Raw genomic sequence first — 16,466 nt, forward strand, 5'->3', positions numbered from 1 at the left:
CGACCTGATTTCCGGGTCCGGCTTAACCAAGGAATCTTATGACCATCCAGAACCAACACCTCGACCGGCTCGAAGCCGAATCCATCTACATCATCCGCGAAGTCATCAGCGAAGCGAAAAACCCGGCGCTGCTCTTCTCCGGCGGCAAAGACTCCGTCGTCCTGCTCGCGCTTGCCGTCAAAGCCTTCCGGATACCCGGCCGCACCCTGCAGCTGCCCTTCACCCTGCTGCACGTCGATACCGGCCACAACTACCCCGAAGTCATCGCCTTCCGTGACGAAACCGTCGCCCGCACCGGCGCGCGCCTCGTCGTCGGCCACGTCGAAGACTCCATCAAAAAAGGCACGGTGGTGCTGCGCCGCGAGACCGATTCCCGCAACGCCGCGCAGGCCGTCACCCTGGTCGAGACCATCGAAGCGCATGGCTTCGACGCGCTGATGGGCGGGGCACGGCGCGACGAAGAAAAAGCGCGCGCCAAAGAGCGCATCTTCTCCTTCCGCGACGAATTCGGCCAATGGGATCCGAAGAACCAGCGCCCGGAACTGTGGGCGCTGTACAACACCCGCCTCTTCCCCGGTGAAAACATGCGCGTCTTCCCCATCTCCAACTGGACCGAGCTGGACGTGTGGCAATACATCGCGCGCGAAAACCTCGCCCTGCCGCCGATTTACTACGCACACGAACGCGAAGTCGTCGCGCGCGGCGGCCTGCTCGTGCCGGTCACGCCGCTGACCCCGCTGCGCGCGGGCGAAGTGGCAGAAAAACGCAGCGTGCGCTTCCGCACCGTCGGCGACATCTCCTGCACCTGCCCCGTCGCCAGCACGGCGGCGACAGCAGCGGAAATCATCGCCGAAACGGCGGCCGCGACCATCTCCGAACGCAGTGCCACCCGCATGGATGACCAGGTCTCGGAAACGGCGATGGAAGAGCGGAAAAAAGCAGGCTATTTCTGAGTGGGGTTGGGCAACTTAAAGGGTTGCCCAATACCACCGGATGATTAAGGCGGACTCAAAGCCCGCCTTGTTGCTACCCGTTTGCCGCCACATCACCCAGAATAAGCGGCAGGAGTTCGCGCAAGTCGCGGGCTGTGCTGTATTGATCGGCAGCGGCGCGCACGGCGGCGCGTTCGACCACGCCGCCGTAGCCGATAATGCGCTCGGCAGCGTCCGGGGCGCGGGCGGCGACGTCGCTCATGCCGTCGCCAACCATCACCACGTGTTTGAGGCCGTGCCGCTTTTTCCAGGCGGCGACGACGGCCGCCTTGCCGCCGGCGGTGGTGAGCGGGTTCTCAATGTAGTGCAGGTAGTTGCCGGCGGCGTCGAATTGCAGGCTGACGGCGAAGGTGTCTGCCGCTGCCACGCCGACGGCGGCGGCAAGCGGCAAGACGGCGTCGAGCAGGCCGCCGCTGACGATGGCGGTTTTGATGCCGCGTGCCTGCAAGGCGGCGATGGTTTCGCGGGCACCGGGGACGATGACCTCCCGATAGCGGCGGGCGATGGCGGCGAGTGCGGCACGCGGCGGGCGGATGAGGGCGAGGCGTTCGCCGTAGATGGCTTCGAGCGGGATGTCGCCGTTCATGGCGCGGTGGGTGAGGGCGCTGACTTTTTCGGCGACGCCCGCCTGGGCGGCGAGTTCGTCGATGCCTTCGAGGGCGGAGAGGGTGGCGTCGCAGTCGAAGACGACGCCGTCGGGGGCGGGGTGGTGCATGGCTTGTCCTGTTTTGGGTATCCGGGCGGGTATTGTACGACTTGCCGCCCGGTGTCATTCCCCTTCAAGCTCATCCCGGCTTGCGTCATGACAACCACTGCAACCACGCTGCCTGGCGGGAAATCCTTCCCCCGCTTGCGGGGGAAAGTGTCGCGCAGCGACGGAAGGGGGAAGCCGCTATTCACCTATTGCCGGATATGATTCGCCCTGCGCACGAACACCCCCCACCCTTGCCCTCCCCCGCAAGCAGGAGAGAGCTTTCTCTTTGATGATTAAGGATTTTCCTGCTTGCCTAAGGTAGGCAGATACCTGTGGTCGCCTGGCAGGGCCGGTAATGACGCCGGTTGGCGATGTTCCGCTTCGTAGGGCGGGTTTCAGCCCGTCATCAATATTGCTGCGGCGGCTGAAACCCGTCCTGCACAAGCATCGGCATGTACGCCGCCCGGCGGCGGTTATGGGTGGGAGGTATCGTCTGCCGTCCAGCCGCCGCCGAGGGCTTTGTAGAGGGCGGTGAGCATTTGCGCGTGGGCGAGGCGGTTCTGGATGAGGGCTTCTTCGGTCTGCACGGCATTCAGGCGGGCGGTCAGCGCTTCGGCGAGGGTTTTATTGCCGTAGCGGTAGAGCTTTTCGGCATCTGCTGCCTGTTGTTTGGCGTTTGCGAGTGCTTCACTGAGGTGTCGTTCTTGTTCGGCGAGTGCGGCTTCGCCCTGGTAGGCGTTATCCACGTCGGCCAGCGCTTGTAGCAGGGTGCGGTCGTATTGCAGCAGCGCGGTTTTGAGGCGGGCGTCGGCGGCGTCAATGTTGGTCTGGATTCTGCCGTGGGTGTAGATCGGCACCTGGATGCCGGCGGTGAGCAGGCTCATCCAGCCTTTGAGGGCGTGGTCGCCGTCGATGTTGAGGACGCCCTGGCCTAGGAAGTCGAGTTTGATGCGCGGCAGGAGGTCGGCTTTGGCGCTGGCGAGTTTAGCGGCGTAGGCTTGGGTTTCGGCGGCACGGGCGCGCAGGTCGGGGCGGCGTTCGATGAGGCCTTGCGGGGTTTGCCCACGTGGGGCGGCAGGCGGGTGGGCGAGGGTGTCACGCGGGCTGTCCGGCAGGCGATAGTGTTGCGGGGTGTCGCCGCAGAGGATGGCGATGGCGCGCACAGCGGCGTTTTTTTCGGCGTCAAGTGTGCTGCGTTTGGCTTTGGCGGCGCTCAGGCGGCTCGCGATTTCGTCTTTTTCGTAGGCGGTGGTGTGCCCGGCCCGGTAGCGCGCGTCAATGTAGCGCGCGAGTTTTTCGAGGGTGGCGATGGTGGTGTCGGCGGCGCGGGCACGGGCTTCGGCGGCGCGGGCGCGGTGGTATTGGTCGGCGAGTTCGGCGCTGATGAGCAGTTGCGCGGCGTGGGTTTGTTCGCTGCTCGCGAGGGCAGCGTGGCGGGCGGCGTCGGCGTCGCTTTGTTTTTGCCCGAAGAGGTCGGGTTCCCAGCTGGCGCTGAGGCTGAGGCCGAGGATGTCGGCGTGTTTTTGCAGGCGGTTGTCGCGGATGCTGCCTGCAAGCGGGTTTTGCGCGAGGAGGTCGCGGCTGTCGGCGCTGATGGGGTTTTGCAGGTTGGTGTCGAGGCGGCGTGCGTCGGCACCGAGGCCGACGGTCGGGCCGAGGTCGGCGTCGGCGAGGCGGGCGGTGGCGCGCGCTTCTTGCAGGCGGCTGCGGGCGATGGCGATGTCGGGGTTGTGGGCGAGGGCGCGGGCGATGAGGCGGTCAAGGACGGGGTCTTGCCATTGCCGCCACCAGCGGCTGATGTCGTCGGGTTGGGTCGCCGCCGGGGCGTTTTCGTAGGCGGCAGGCAGCGGGATTTTGCTCGCGGTGGTGATGGTGGTGCTCTGGCAGGCGGCAAGCAGGGCGGCGGTGAGGGTGAGGAGGAGGGGGCGGGGGGACATGGTCATGTTCCTTGGGTCGATGGGTTCAGTTCTGTTGTTCGAGCATTTTGCGGAAGCGCAGCAGGGCGTAGCCGAGGAAGAGGGCGCCGGTTGTGCCCATCGCGAGGAGTTGCGGCCAGAGGGTGTCGAGGCCCGCGCCGCGAAAGATGAGGCTCTGATTGAAGATGGTGTATTGGGTGTGCGGCCAGTATTCGCTGATGAGGCGGGTGAAGTCCGGCATGTTGACGCGCGAGGTTACCGCCCCGGAGAAGAGGTTCATGATGATGAAGACGGGCAGCATGAGCAGGCTGTATTGCTGCATGGTGGGGGTGAGGGTGGCAATCATGATGGCGAGCGAGGCGATGGAGAAGAGGTACACGGCGCTGCCGGCGATGTAGAGCGGGATGGAGCCGTTGATGGGGATGCCGAGGACGGTGTGGACGACAAACCACAGGGAGGCGGTGGAGGTGGCGAGGATGAAGGCACCGTTGGCAAGTATTTTGGCGAGCATGATTTCCGGCGGGGTGACGGGCATGACGAGGAGGTGTTCGAGGGTGCCGTGTTCGCGTTCGCGGATGACGGCGGCGCCGATGAGGAGAAGGAAAAGGAGCAGGGTGGCGGTGCCGAGGGCGGCGACGGGCATTTGGTAGGCGTTTTCGCTGTTGGGGTTGTAGTGGGTACGCAGGACGGGGCGGACGGGCAGAAGCTCGGCATCGTCGGGGCGGTCGAGGAAACGGTTGACTTCGCGGCTGTGGATCTGGCCGAGATAGGCGGCACCGACGCCGCCCTGGCTCATGAGGGTGGCGTCGATGATGAGCTGGATTTGCGGGCTGCGGTTTTGCAGGATGTCGCGCTCGTAGTTGGGCGGGATGTCGAGGATGAAGGTGTAGTCGCCTTTGTCCATGCGGCTGTCGGCGTCGGTGCGCGCGATTGCCACGGGATGCTGGAAGTAGGGCGGGCCGATGGCATCGCGCAGGCGGTAGGAGAGGGTGCTGCGGTCTTCGTCGATGACAGCGACGGCGGCGTTTTTGAGGTCGGTGTTGCTCTGGCTCATGGCGATGATGACGCCGGTGTACATGTAGAGGGTGAGGATGATGAGGATGGGGTCGCCCAGCAGGCTGCGCAGTTCTTTGCCGGCGAGGGTGAGGATGTTTTTCAGGGTGTTCATTTGCTGCCTCTGCTTTCGAGGTGGTGCAGGATGTGGTTCAGCACGGCTTCGGTCTGTTGCAGGATGTCGTGGTTCCAGTAGCGCAGGACGGTATAGCCTTGTGCTTGCAACCATGCGGTACGGGCGTCGTCGCGGGGGTTGTCGTTGTGCTGGCCGCCATCGGCTTCGATGATGAGGTGCTTTTCGAGGCAGATGAAGTCGGCGATGTAGTTGCCGATAGGGTGCTGGCGTTTGAATTTGTAGCCGTTCAGGCGGCGGTTACGCAGGTGGTACCAAAGGCACTGTTCGGCTTCGGTCATGGTGCGGCGCAGCTTTTGGGCGTGTTGCTGGGTGCGGTCGCTGATGGCGGGACGGTAGGTTTTGAGCGTGTGTTTTTCTTTTGGGTGGTTTTTGCCCTCACCCCCCACCCCTCTCCCGCAAGCGGGCGAGGGGAGCTTTTTTGTGCAAACGGATGGTTGTGGTGCTTTGCGGCAAGGTATGGGGTTTTGCTGCTGTTCTTCGCCGCCGGCACGGGAAAGCCCCTCTCCCGCGTGCGGGACTGGAACAGCTTGACCAGCGGACGAGAAAGGGGTTGGGGTGAGGGTGTCCCGATTTTTCATGGTCATTTTTCCTGCTTTTTCAGGTTGAGGCAGGCGGCGGTGAGGAAGAGGCCGTAGTAGAACGCGAGCAGCAGGATTTCCCGGTGCAGTTCGTGGATGCCGAGCCCTTTGCTGAAGGTGCCGGTGGTGGTCATGGCGTACCAGGTGGAGGGGATGATTTTGCCGAAGACCTGCGCGCCGCCTCCAAGCGCCGAGACGGGGACGAGGAAACCGGAGAAGTTCATCGCCGGCATGATGGTGGCGATGGCGGTGATGAAGATGGCGGCGACTTGCGAGCGGGTGAAGGTGGAGAAGAGCAGGCCGATGGCGGTTGAGGTGCAGCTCATCAGCAGGGTGGCGAGGGCGAGGGCGGCGAGTGAGCCTTTCATCGGCAGGCCGAACCAGTAGCGCATCATCAGGTAGAGGATGAGGAAGCCGAGCATGGCGATGGCGATGTAGGGGGCCTGTTTGCCGATGAGGTATTGCAGGCGGCCGGCGGGCGAGGTGTAGTAGTTGGCGATGGTGCCGATTTCGCGTTCGCGCACGACGCCGACGGCGGCCATCATCGCCGGAAACATGGTCATGGCGAGCATGAGGACGCCGGGGGCGATGGCGATGATGCTTTTGAAATCCTGGTTGTAGGCGTAGCGCGGCTCAAGCGAGGCGGCGGGCGGCGCTACGGCGATACCGCGCGCGCGCGCCTGCTCACGGCCGTAGTCGGCAAGGATGGCGGCGAGGTAGGCGTTGATGTTGGCGGCGTTGAAGGATTCGGTGCCGTCGATGTGGTAGTTGATTTCGGGACGTGTGCCGCGCAGCAGGTCGCGGCCGAAGTCTGGCGGGATGTCGATGGTGAGTTTGGCGTCGCGCGAGGCGAGGCTGTCGAGCAGCTGGTTCTCGTCGGTAAGCGGCGGCAGTTCTTTGAAGTAGCGCGAACCGGCGAGGTTTTCGACGATGGCGCGGCTTTCGGCGCTGTGGTCGTGGTCGAGGACGGCGTAGGTGAGGTTTTTGATGTCGAAGGAGACGCCCCAGGTGATGGCGGTCATGAGGATGACGGGGCCGAAGATGGCGAAGAAGGTGCGGACGTGGTCGCGCAGCAATTCCCGCCCTTCGCGCAGGGCGAAGGTCCAGGTGGTGGCGAACCAGTAGCGCAGGGTGGAGGTGGTGGCAAGCGGCGTGGTTGCGGGCTTTTCTGTGCCGGTGCCGCTTGCGGTGGCGTCTGCGGGATTTGTTTGGTGGGCTGAAACCCACCCTACGGTTTCGGTGGGTGGGGTATCAAGCGGCATATTTGCCGGGCTTTCTGTGCCGATGCCGCTTGCGGTGGCGTCTGCGGGATTTGTTTGGTGGGCTGAAACCCACCCTGCGGTCTCGGTGGGTGGGGCGTCAGGCGGCGTGTTTGCCGGGTTCTGCTGTTTTTCATCCGCAATGAGGTAGGTGATGAAGGCTTCTTCGAGGTTGGGGGCGCCGCTTTGCGCGGTGAGGGCGGCGGGGCTGCCCACCGCCAGCACGCGGCCCTGGTGCATGAAGGAGATGCGGTCGCACCGCGCCGCTTCGTTCATGAAGTGGGTGGAGACGAAGATGGTGATTTTGTCTTCACGCGACATGCGCAGCAGGTGTCGCCAGAACATGTCCCGCGCAGCAGGATCCACGCCGGAGGTGGGTTCGTCGAGGATAAGCACTTCGGGGCGGTGCAGGCAGGCAGCAGCGAGTTGCAGGCGCTGGCGGATGCCGAGCGGCAGCGCAGCGGGTTTTTGTTCGGCGACGGTGGCGAGGTCGTATTGATTTAGCGCTTCGCTGATGGCGGCTTTGCTGCCCGCGCCCAAGCGGTAGAGGCGGGCGTGCAGTTCGAGGTTTTGCCGCACGGTGAGTTCTTCGTAAAGGCTGAAGGCTTGCGACATGTAGCCGACGCGCATCCGGGTTGAGACGCTGCCTGCGTCCACCGGTGCGCCGAGGAGTTCGGCGCTGCCACTGCTGGCCTGCAAGAGGCCGGTGAGCATTTTCATGGTGGTGGTTTTGCCGCAGCCGTTGCTGCCGAGAAAGCCGAAGATTTCGCCTTTTTCGATGGTGAAGCTGACGTGATCCACGGCGGTGAAATCGCCGAAGGTTTTGGTGAGGTTGTGTGCCTCAATCGCGGGCGGGGCGTGGGGATCGGGAACGAAGGGGGTGGGGTCGAGGCCGCCGGTGCCTTGTTGTTTTTCCGGCGGCAGCAGTTTGATGTAGGTTTCTTCGAGGGTGGCGCAGCCGTAGTCGCGCATGGTGGCGGTGGTCGGCGCGTTGATGAGCAGTTTGCCCGCGTCCATCGCCAGCAGTTGCTGGAATTGTTCGGCTTCTTCGATGTAGGCGGTGGCGACGAGGGTGGTCATGCCCGTAGTTTCTTGTTGCAGGTCGTGCACCAGCGCCCAGAACTGGCGGCGCGACAGGGGGTCAACGCCGGTGGTGGGTTCATCGAGGATGAGCAGGTCGGGCGAGTGGACGAGGGCGCAGCAGAGGCTGACTTTTTGTTTCATCCCGCCGGAGAGTTTGCCAGCGGCGCGGCCGGGGAAGGGGGCGAGGCCGGTTGCATCCAGGAGACGCTGGATGCGCGCGCGGCGTTCGCGGCGGTCAAGGCCGAAGAGGCGGGCGTGGAAATCGATGTTTTCGTAAACGCTGAGGGTGGGGTAGAGGTTGCGCCCCAGTCCTTGCGGCATGTAGGCGATGCGGTGCGAGAGGGCGAGGCGGTCGCGCGCGCGGGTCATGTCGCCGTCAAGGACGCGCACTTGCCCGCTCTGGATGCGGCGCACGCCGGCGATGATGCCGAGCAGGGTGCTTTTGCCGACGCCGTCCGGGCCGATGAGGCCGACGGTCGCCCCGCGCGGCAGGGTGAGGCTGATGTTGTCCAGCGCGGTGGTTTTGCCGTAGCGGTGGCTGAGGTGGTCAATGGTGATGGCGGTCATGGTTTTTGTGCTCACTGCGGCGGCAGGTGGGTATCGAGGGCGATCGGCCACGGCTGGCTGCGGTCGGTGCGGACGTAGCCGTTGCCGGTCATGCCGCCTTTGAGCAGGCGGTTGTAGCGTTTGGCGATGTCGGGCGGGATTTTCAGCTTGATTTTGTACATGAGTTTTTCCCGCTCGTTCGGGGTTTCCACGGCTTTCGGGGTGAATTGGGCGTCGCTCGCGATGTAGCTGATGGTGGCGGGGAAGACGGCGTTGATGCCGTCCAGCACGATGCGCGCTTCGTCGCCGGTTTGCAGCGGTGCCATGGCGGCGCTTGGCAGGAAAAGGTTCATGCTGATGTCGCCGGGGTCAAGCAGGCTGATGACGCGGCTGCCCGCGCCGACGACGTTGCCCGGTTCGACCAGGCGGTACTCGACGCGGGCGGCGAGTGGACTGCGCACGGTCATGTCGGCATCGGCGGCGGCGGCGGTGTCGGCGGTCGCTTTGGCACGGCGCACCCCGGCGGCAGCTTCTTTGGCTTGTGCTTCGACTTGGGCGACAGCCGCTTGCGCTTCGGCGCGCGCGGCTTCGGCGGCTTTGACGCTGGCAACGGCGCGCTGGTAGTCGGCTTCGCGTTTGCTGTATTCGGAGGCGGAGATGAGGTTGTCGCGGCGCATTTGCCGGGCGTTGTCGAGTTCGAGTTTGGCGACTTTTTGTTGCTGGCGGTAGGCGGCGATTTCCGCTTCGGCGCGGGCGACGGTCTGTTTGGCCTGTTTGATGCCCGCTTGCGCGCGCTGCACGGTATCTTCCGCGCCTTCGGTCGCGGCGCGGGCAGCGGCGAGTTGCCCCGCACTCTGGTCGCTGGAGAGTTCGACGAGGACGGTGTCTTTGGCGACTTCGTCGCCTTCGTTCACGTGCACGGCTTTGATGCGGCCCGGGTAGAGGGTGGCGACGTCGATGCGGTTCATTTCCAGGCGGCCATTTGAGGTGGCAATGTAGTCGGGCAGGGCGGCGGCTTCTTGCTGGCGCCACGCCCACCAGCCACCAGCGGCAAGGGCGACGACGAGCAGCAGATAGGCGAGTTTTCTCATGGGGGGTTCTCCTTAGATGAAAAGGGCGGTGAGCGCCCAGTCGATGCGTTCGGCGATGGCGGCGTCGCTCATCACGGCAGGGGCAAAGTCGGCGGCGATGATGTCCGGCAGGATGCCCGTCGCCTGCATGCGGCTGCCGATGAGCAGCGGCGCAGCGATCGCCCCCATCAGGAAGCCGCTGCGCTGTACGGTGGCGGCGGGTTTGAGCAGGCCGCGCCGTGCAGCGTTGTCGAGCAGGTTATAGAGCAGCTCAATGTGGCGTGTGGCGTGCAAGCGGATGAAGTCGCGGATGCCCGGCACTTCGGCGGCATCGGCGAAGATGTGCGAAACCCAATCGATGTTTTCCCGCACGAAGACGGCGAGGTAGGTGAGCATGGCGCGCAGGTTGTCGCGTTCGCTGCGGCCGGGGCGGATGTGCAGGGTGAGCTGGGCGAAGGCTTCGTCGTATTTGTGTTGCAGGACTTCGGCGATGTACGCCTCTTTGTCGGCAAAGAGGTGATGGAACATGCCCGGGCTGAGTCCTGCTTCGGCGGCGAGCAGGCGCACCGACAGCTGGCGGTAGCCGTAGCGGGGGTAGAGGGTTTTGCCGGCGGCAATGAAGGCGTCGCGCGGCGGGGGTTTGGCGGTGTCGGTCATGAGGGGTGGGATTGGACAGGTGTCCAAGAGTATAGACGGGCGTTGGACGCTTGTCCAATATGCTTGGGCTATAATTCCGCCATTGCCCGTTTTCCCAGGAGGTCGTGATGACGAAAAGTGCGTTGGCAGCGGAACTGTTGCGCTGCGGTCTGCGCCGCTACTGGCAGGCGTCGCAGGCGTATGTCCGCAATGCCGTTACCTTGCAGGTGCAGCAGGTGGGCGATGCGCCGTTCGGCCGTTCGCATCTCGGTGGGGCGGCGGACATGCCGCATACCTGGCCCTGGCCATATCGCGGCGATGCGCCGCTGTCGCTCATCGCGCAAATCAATTTCGCCGACTGCCAGGGGTTCGACATGAACGGCGTGCTGCCGGAGAGCGGCATGTTGTATGTGTTCTACGACTGCGCCGACGGCGGCTGGGGCAGCGAACCCAAAGACCGCGACGGCTTCTGCGTGTGGTACTACGACGGCGACCGCGCCTTCCTCCGCCGTCGGGAAAACCCGGCAGGGCAGGGCTTCCCGGCAGCGGCGCTGCAATGCGGCAGGCGCTGGGAAGTGCCCGACCGCGAATGCTGGCTGATGCGCGACTACTGGTGGGAGGATTATGAGAACGTCGCCTGGTGGGAGCGCTGGGACAAATTCACCGGCGAGAAGCGGCACAAACTGCTCGGCCATTCCGACAACATCCAGGGCGCGATGGAGCTGCAATGCCAGCTCGCCAGCCACGGCATTCCCTACCGCACGGCCGCCCTGCCGGAAGATGTGGCGCTGACGGCGGGCGCGGCGGACTGGCTGCTGCTGTTGCAGGTCGATAGCGACGCGCGCTGCGCGATGCGCTGGGGCAGGGGCAACGGCCGCCTCTATGTGTGGATACGCAGGCAGGACCTCTCCGCGCGCGATTTCAGCCGCTGCTGGCTGGTGGTGCAGAGTTCGTAAGCAAACCGCCGCAAGACGGTTTTTGGCGGGCGGCATTGACGCTGCCGCGCCGCGCAGGTAGTTTGCCCCTGCCACAATCCGCTGGCGTTATCTGGAGAAATGACATGAAAAGCACCCTGCTTGCCGCCGCCCTGTGCTGCACCCTGCCGGTCTTTGCCACGCCCGGCCGCTCCACCCGGGAAATCATCGACAGCGCGCCAACCGATGCCTGGCGCACGCCGGAGCCCGCCAACCTGCTCTATATGCAGCTCGACAAGGGCACGGTGGTCTTCGAGCTGGCGCCGGATTTTGCCCCGCAGCACGTCGCGCAAATCAAGCTGCTGGCGCAGCAGCATTTTTGGGACGGATTGAGCGTGTACCGCGTGCAAGACAACTACGTCGCCCAGTTCGGCGATCCCGATGCCGAGGACAAGGCAAAAGCGAAACCGCTGCCGCCGGAAACCCGCCCGTTGCCCGCCGAATTTACCCGCCCGCTGGCGGGACTGGCCTTCACCGCCCTGCCGGACAAAGACGGCTGGGCCAAACAGGTCGGTTTCGTGGACGGCTTTGCCGTGGCGAATGACGGTCAGGATGCCTGGCTGACCCACTGCTACGGCGTGCTCGGCGCCGGACGCAACGACCCGCCGGACAGCAGCAACGGCGCGGAACTCTACATGGTCATCGGCCAGTCGCCGCGTTATCTCGACCGCAACATCACCCTCGTCGGCCGCGTCGTGCACGGCGCGGAGCTGCTCAGCAGCCTGCCGCGCGGCAGCAACAACAACGCGGGCTATGCCGGCTACTACAACAGCCCGGCGGAATACACCCCGATCAAGAGCATCCGCCTCGGCAGCGACGTGCCGGCGAGCGAACGCCTGCCGCTGCGCATCATGAAAACCGACAGCCCGGCCTTTGCCGAGATGGTGGAATCGCGGCGCAACCGCAGCGGCGACTGGTTCGTGCGCACCGCCGGTTACACTGACGTCTGCAATATCGACGTGCCGACGCGCGTGCAGCCGTAAACAGCCCGCCCGGAAAAATCCCGCCGCCCGGCGGGATTTTTTGCACATGCCAACCGCTGCTGCTCCGCAACGGTTTTCAGCTCCGGCGCGAAACGCCGCAAGCTGGCAAAACCCGGCGCGCGGGACTATCCTTTGCCGCACACCCACACGCCCCGCTGCCATGCCGGAAACCCGCCTGTTCGCCGCCTTTGCCGCACGCTCCGTCTGGACGGAAGCGGCGCTTGCCCGGCACCTCGCCACCACCCCCGCCGCCCTGCGCGTCCTGCTCGCCGATCTGCATGCGCGCGGCATTCTGCCCGTCGTGGAAAGCGCGGACGGCTGGCGGCTCGACCCGCCGCCCGAACTGCTCGATGCCGCTTATCTGCGCGCCGCCTGCCCGCAAGCGCCCGTCCATATCGACATCGTAACCGATTCCACCAACAGCGTCCTCGCCCGCCTGCCCACCCCCCAAAACGGCACCGTGGCGCTTGCCGAATACCAGAGCGCCGGACGTGGCCGCCGGGGGCGCAGTTGGCAATCGCCCTTCGCCGGGCAAATCATCCTCAGCCACTATTGGCACTACCCTGACCCCGCCGCCGCTGCCGCCCTCAGCATCGGCCTCGGTCTCGCCGCCGCAGAAACCCTGCGACAGGCGGGCTACCCCGTGCGCCTCAAATGGCCGAACGATCTCTATCTGGACGGGCGCAAACTCGGCGGCATCCTGCTGGAAAGCACCGCGAACGCCCACGGCGTCGCCACCATCGCCGGTATCGGCATTAACCTGCACCCGCTGCCCGGCCTCGACCAGCCACACGCCGCGCTTGGCGCAGCGGGAACCGTCGCCCGCAACGCCCTCACCGCCGCGCTCATCGACGCCTGGCGCGCCGCCTGCGCCGCCCATCCCGCCGCCCGCGCCGCCTACCCCGCCCGCTGGCAGGCGCTCGATCTCTATTACGGCGACACCGTCTGCCTCAGCCATGCGCAAGGCAGCAGCAGCGGCACCGATTGCGGCATCGACGCCGCCGGCCGCCTGCTGCTCAAAACCGGCGCAGGCAAAATCCAGTCCTGGGCGGCAGGTGACGTCAGCCTGCGCCCCGCATCCCTTCACAACACAGGAGACAAACCATGAAAGCCCTCGTTACCGGTGCCACCGCCGGATTCGGCGCCGCCATCGCGCGCAAACTCGCCGCGCGCGGCCACCAGGTCATCATCACCGGGCGCCGCGCCGACCGCCTGCACGCACTCGCCGCCGAACTCGGCGACGCCTGCCTGTCGCTTGCCTTCGACATCCGCGACGAAGCGGCGACGCTGGCGGCAGTAAAAAGCCTGCCCACCGCCTGGCAGGAGATTGATTTGCTGGTCAACAACGCCGGCCTCGCCCTCGGTGCCGATCCCTTCCCGCACTGCGACCTCGCCGACTGGCAGCAAATGATTGCGACCAACATCAGCGGCCTCGTTACCATCACCTACGCCGTGCTCGGCGGCATGGTGGCGCGCAATCGCGGCCACATCATCAACCTCGGCTCGACCGCCGGCACCTACCAGTACGCGGGCGGCAATGTCTATGGCGCGACGAAAGCCTTCGTCAAACAGTTCAGCCTCAACCTGCGCGCCGACCTGCTCGGCACCAACGTGCGCGTTTCCAACGTCGAACCCGGCCTCTGCGGCGGCACCGAATTTTCCAACGTGCGCTACCACGGCGACGACGTCAAAGCCGCCGCGCTCTACGCCAACGTGGACTACCTCACCGCCGACGACATCGCCGACACCGTGCTCTGGATCGCCGAGCGCCCCGCCCACGTCAATATCAACCGCGTGGAAATCATGCCGGTCGCGCAGGCCTCCGGCGGCCTTGCAGTGAAGAAAAAGGCCTGAACTGCCGCGCGCGAACGACGACGAACCCGCTGCGGCGGGTTCTTTTTGCCCGCCGGATGCCGGGATGGTCTGTACAACCATGAAAGTGGTCCTGCCCAACCATGACGGCATCCTTCCGCGCCGTACGCGTCGCTGTACTGTCGCCCGCATCACGGCAACAGAAATTACCTCTTTCCCATCAAACAGATAGTAAAAACGGACGGCGCTCCTCTTGCGCTATTTCCCCGAAAAAAACTATATTTTCCACGTTAAAAAACCGCATGGGCTGTGGATTTTTTAGCATCTCCGTTCACTTGATGAGGAATGTGTATGCAAAACCAGTTCATCATGTCGCTTGACCAGGGCACCACCTCGTCGCGCGCCATCATCTTCAACCGCCACGGCGAGACCATCAGCGTCGCGCAAAAGGCCTTCACCCAGCATTTCCCCAAGCCGGGCTGGGTCGAGCACGACGCCAAGGAAATCTGGGGTTCGCAAATCGCGGTGCTGACCGAAGCACTGGCCAAATCCGGTCTGGACGCGAAAGACCTCGCCGCCATTGGCGTCACCAACCAGCGCGAAACGACCATCGTCTGGGATCGCGCCACCGGCGAACCCGTCCATAACGCCATCGTCTGGCAGGACCGCCGCACCGCCAAATATTGCGATTCCCTGCGCGAGCGCAGCGACTGGATTCGCAGCAAGACCGGCCTCATCATTGATGCCTATTTCTCCGCCACCAAAGTCAAATGGATTCTCGACAACGTTGAGAACGCACGCAAGCGGGCGGAAGCGAGCGAACTCTGCTTTGGCACGGTGGACACCTGGCTCATCTGGAACCTGACCAAGGGCGAGACCTTCGTCACCGACCCCAGCAACGCCAGCCGCACTATGCTCTACAACATCCACACGATGGACTGGGACGACGAACTGCTCGCCCTCTTCGACATCCCGCGCAGCATGCTGCCCGCCGTGCGCGCCAGCAGCGAAACCTATGGCACCGTCTCGAACCGCTACCTCGACCACCCCGTGCCCGTCGCCGGTATCGCGGGCGACCAGCAGGCGGCGCTGTTCGGCCAGCTTTGCACCGAAAAGGGCATGCTGAAAAACACCTACGGCACCGGCTGCTTTCTGCTGATGAACACCGGCGAACAGGCGGTCACCAGCAAGAACAACCTGCTCACCACCATCGCTTGGAACATCGGCGGCAAAACCACCTACGCCCTCGAAGGCGGCGTTTTCGTCGGCGGCGCGGCGGTGCAATGGCTGCGCGACGGTGCGCGCCTCATCCGCACCTCGGCGGACATCAACACCCTCGCCGCCACCGTCGAAGACAACGGCGGCGTGTACTTCGTCCCGGCGCTGACCGGCCTCGGCGCGCCCTACTGGGATTCCTACGCGCGCGGCACCATCCTCGGTATCACCCGTGGCACCACCGACGGCCACATCGCCCGCGCCACCCTCGAAGGCATCGCCTTCCAGGTGTACGACATCGTGAAAGCGATGGAAGCCGACGCCGGCGAGAAAACCCGCGAATTGCGCGTGGATGGTGGCGCGAGCATGAGCGACTACCTCATGCAGACCCAGGCGGACATCTTCGGCTTCAACATCGTCCGTCCGAAAACCGTCGAAACCACCGCGCTTGGTGCTGCCTACCTCGCCGGGCTTGCCGTCGGCTACTGGGCGGACATCGACAGCATCCGCAAACAGTGGAAAATCGACAAAACCTTTACCCCGCAGCTCTCTCCCGAACGCGTCAAAGAAATGCTGCACTACTGGCACAAAGCGGTAAACGCCGCGCGCCACTGGATCGAAGAATAGGAGCACACCATGAACATCTTTATCGCAGAAACCCTCGGCACCGCGCTGCTCATCCTGCTCGGTAACGGCGTCGTCGCCGCCTGCTGCCTGAAAAACACCAAATCCGGTGCAGCAGGCTGGATAGTCATCACCACCGCCTGGGCATTCGCCGTGTACGTCGGCGTCATCGCCGCCACCGCCCTCGGCAGCGGCGCGCACATCAATCCCGCCGTCACCCTCGCCTTCGCCGTGAACGGCAACATCGGCTGGGATGTCGTACCCGCCTACATCGGCGGCCAGTTCCTCGGCGCCATCATCGGCGCGCTCTTGGTGTGGATACACTACCTTGACCACTTTGCCGTCACCCTCGACGAAGACGCCAAACGCGCCTGCTTCTGCACCTACCCCGCCATGCGCAACTACCCGGTGAACTTCCTCAACGAGCTGATTGGCACCTTCGTCCTCATGATCACCATCTTCTACATCGCAGGAGGCAGCATCACCCTGCCCGGCGAAAGCGCCGCCACCCCGGTCGGCCTCGGCTCCATCGGCGCGCTGCCGGTCGCCATCACCGTGTGGGCCATCGGCCTCAGCCTCGGCGCGACCACCGGTTACGCCATCAACCCGGCACGGGACCTCGGCCCGCGCATCGTGCTGGCCTGCATACCGCTGCGCACCGACCCCGACTGGGCATACAGCTGGGTGCCCGTCCTCGGCCCCTGCGCCGGCGGCGTCCTCGCGGCAGTCGTCTATCAAACCCTGCAACGGCTAACCGCCTGAACCTGTGGCTTGAGCACATCCCGCCGGCGGCAACACCGGCGGGATTTTCCATGTCTATCAAGACTAAGATCATGATAATTATAGCTAATACACCTAACATTTCATACATATAAGCAAATAAAGTAGCGTGAAG

14 protein-coding genes are annotated in these 16,466 nt (G+C 64.6%); 7 read left to right on the top strand and 7 right to left on the bottom strand.

Features of this window, described 5'->3' with window-relative positions; translation table 11 throughout:
* Positions 1-38: 38 nt before the first annotated feature.
* The gene (gene cysD, locus Q0562_RS02600; protein WP_298640742.1) at positions 39-953 is read left to right on the top strand and encodes a sulfate adenylyltransferase subunit CysD; all 915 of its coding nucleotides are present in this window, start codon (positions 39-41) and stop codon (positions 951-953) included.
* A gap of 73 nt (positions 954-1,026) precedes the next feature.
* On the opposite strand, the gene Q0562_RS02605 is transcribed toward cysD, so the two are convergent.
* The 7 genes from Q0562_RS02605 to Q0562_RS02635 all read right to left on the bottom strand — a co-directional run bounded on the left by Q0562_RS02605 (position 1,027) and on the right by Q0562_RS02635 (position 9,984).
* Positions 1,027-1,707 (bottom strand): HAD-IB family phosphatase, encoded by a 681-nt coding sequence (locus Q0562_RS02605; protein WP_298640745.1) that lies wholly within the window; start codon positions 1,705-1,707, stop codon positions 1,027-1,029.
* Positions 1,708-2,159: 452 nt separating this feature from the next.
* Entirely contained in the window at positions 2,160-3,629 is a 1,470-nt protein-coding gene (locus Q0562_RS02610; protein ID WP_366144677.1) for a TolC family protein, read from the bottom strand.
* A gap of 19 nt (positions 3,630-3,648) precedes the next feature.
* A complete protein-coding gene (locus Q0562_RS02615) occupies positions 3,649-4,770 on the bottom strand; it encodes an ABC transporter permease (protein WP_298640750.1) in 1,122 nt (373 codons plus the stop codon).
* The gene (locus Q0562_RS02620; RefSeq protein WP_366144680.1) at positions 4,767-5,069 is read right to left on the bottom strand and encodes an endonuclease domain-containing protein; all 303 of its coding nucleotides are present in this window, start codon (positions 5,067-5,069) and stop codon (positions 4,767-4,769) included. Before Q0562_RS02620 ends, Q0562_RS02615 begins: the two co-directional genes overlap by 4 nt.
* A 302-nt stretch (positions 5,070-5,371) precedes the next feature.
* Positions 5,372-8,278, bottom strand: coding sequence for a ribosome-associated ATPase/putative transporter RbbA (gene rbbA / locus Q0562_RS02625; protein WP_298640756.1), 2,907 nt, complete (start codon positions 8,276-8,278; stop codon positions 5,372-5,374).
* A gap of 11 nt (positions 8,279-8,289) precedes the next feature.
* Positions 8,290-9,348 (bottom strand): HlyD family efflux transporter periplasmic adaptor subunit, encoded by a 1,059-nt coding sequence (locus tag Q0562_RS02630; RefSeq protein ID WP_298640757.1) that lies wholly within the window; start codon positions 9,346-9,348, stop codon positions 8,290-8,292.
* Between the two features lie 12 nt (positions 9,349-9,360).
* Positions 9,361-9,984 (bottom strand): TetR/AcrR family transcriptional regulator, encoded by a 624-nt coding sequence (locus Q0562_RS02635; RefSeq protein ID WP_298640759.1) that lies wholly within the window; start codon positions 9,982-9,984, stop codon positions 9,361-9,363.
* A 107-nt stretch (positions 9,985-10,091) separates the two neighbouring features.
* On the opposite strand from Q0562_RS02635, the gene Q0562_RS02640 reads away from it, so the two are divergent.
* From Q0562_RS02640 to Q0562_RS02665, 6 genes are all read left to right on the top strand, one after another.
* Positions 10,092-10,919: a YwqG family protein gene (locus Q0562_RS02640; protein ID WP_298640762.1), complete on the top strand. Its 828-nt coding sequence runs from the start codon at positions 10,092-10,094 to the stop codon at positions 10,917-10,919.
* A 104-nt stretch (positions 10,920-11,023) separates the two neighbouring features.
* On the top strand, positions 11,024-11,920 hold the full coding sequence (locus tag Q0562_RS02645) for a peptidylprolyl isomerase (protein WP_298640766.1): 897 nt from the start codon (positions 11,024-11,026) through the stop codon (positions 11,918-11,920).
* 160 nt (positions 11,921-12,080) lie between these two features.
* A complete protein-coding gene (locus tag Q0562_RS02650) occupies positions 12,081-13,028 on the top strand; it encodes a biotin--[acetyl-CoA-carboxylase] ligase (protein WP_298640769.1) in 948 nt (315 codons plus the stop codon).
* Positions 13,025-13,774: an SDR family NAD(P)-dependent oxidoreductase gene (locus Q0562_RS02655; RefSeq protein ID WP_298640773.1), complete on the top strand. Its 750-nt coding sequence runs from the start codon at positions 13,025-13,027 to the stop codon at positions 13,772-13,774. The genes Q0562_RS02650 and Q0562_RS02655 overlap by 4 nt, the downstream gene beginning before the upstream one ends.
* A gap of 309 nt (positions 13,775-14,083) precedes the next feature.
* On the top strand, positions 14,084-15,574 hold the full coding sequence (gene glpK, locus Q0562_RS02660; RefSeq protein WP_298640776.1) for a glycerol kinase GlpK: 1,491 nt from the start codon (positions 14,084-14,086) through the stop codon (positions 15,572-15,574).
* A 9-nt stretch (positions 15,575-15,583) separates the two neighbouring features.
* The gene (locus Q0562_RS02665; protein ID WP_298640779.1) at positions 15,584-16,333 is read left to right on the top strand and encodes an MIP/aquaporin family protein; all 750 of its coding nucleotides are present in this window, start codon (positions 15,584-15,586) and stop codon (positions 16,331-16,333) included.
* Positions 16,334-16,466: the final 133 nt, after the last annotated feature.

Origin of the sequence: uncultured Cardiobacterium sp. (genome assembly GCF_938028825.1) — a bacterium.
GTDB lineage: Bacteria > Pseudomonadota > Gammaproteobacteria > Cardiobacteriales > Cardiobacteriaceae > Cardiobacterium.